General features: G+C 66.3%; 1 protein-coding gene and 1 pseudogene. Both read left to right on the forward strand.

Annotated features, from left to right (window positions below; translation table 11 throughout):
• A pseudogene (locus EN750_RS35915) lies at positions 1–887 on the forward strand (signal recognition particle protein); the annotation flags it as partial.
• Positions 888–894: 7 nt separating this feature from the next.
• Positions 895–1,055, forward strand: a 161-nt coding sequence (locus EN750_RS35920) for a chorismate mutase (RefSeq protein ID WP_189526729.1), incomplete at its 3' end; no start/stop codon positions are given.

The following is a 1,055-nucleotide window of genomic DNA, read 5'->3' on the forward strand; positions in this document are numbered from 1 at the left end:
TCACCGGCCTCGTCCTGACCCGCATGGACGGCGATGGCCGTGGCGGTGCGGCTCTTTCGATGCGCGCCGTCACCGGCAAGCCGATCAAGCTGATCGGCACTGGCGAAAAGATGGACGGGCTGGAGGAATTCCACCCCAAACGCATCGCCGACCGCATCCTCGGCATGGGCGACATTGTCTCGCTCGTCGAAAAGGCCGCCGAGAACATCGACGCCGAACAGGCGGCGGCGATGGCCAAGAAGATGCAGTCGGGCAAGTTCGACCTGAACGATCTCGCCGGCCAGCTTCAGCAGATGTCGAAGATGGGCGGCATGGGCGGCATCATGGGCATGATGCCCGGCATGGGCAAGATGAAGGACCAGATGGCCGCCGCCGGTCTCGACGACAAGATGTTCGGCCGCCAGCTCGCCATCATCTCGTCGATGACCAAGGCCGAGCGCGCCAATCCCGATTTGCTCAAGCATTCGCGCAAGAAGCGCATCGCCGCCGGTTCCGGCACCGACGCGGCCGAAATCAACAAGCTGCTCAAGATGCATCGCGGCATGGCCGACATGATGAAGGCGATGGGCGGCAAGGGCAAAGGCGGCGGCCTGATGCGCGGCATGATGGGCGGTCTCGCCTCCAAGATGGGCCTCGGCGGCATGATGCCCGGCGGTATGGGCGGCATGATGGGCGGCGGCATGCCGGACCTGTCGAAGATGGACCCTAAGCAGCTCGAAGCCTTGCAGAAGCAGGCACAGGCAGCCGGCCTTGGCGGCGGCATGAAAGGCCTTCCCGGCGGCGGTGGCCTGCCTAGCGGCATGCCCGGTCTGCCCGGCGGCATGAAACTCCCCGGGCTTCCCGGCCTCGGCGGTGGCGGGCTGCCCGGCCTTGGCAAGAAGAAGTGAGGACGCCATGAACGAAGAGAAGGACATGGCCGACGCCCGCGCTCTCCTGGCCGATTACCGCGCCTCGATCGACAACATCGACGCGGCCCTCATCCACATGCTGGCCGAGCGCTTCCGCTGCACCAAGGCGGTCGGTGTGCTGAAGGCGACGCATGGCCTGCCCCCGGC

The organism is Mesorhizobium sp. M7A.F.Ca.ET.027.03.2.1, assembly GCF_003999175.1.
GTDB lineage: Bacteria > Pseudomonadota > Alphaproteobacteria > Rhizobiales > Rhizobiaceae > Mesorhizobium.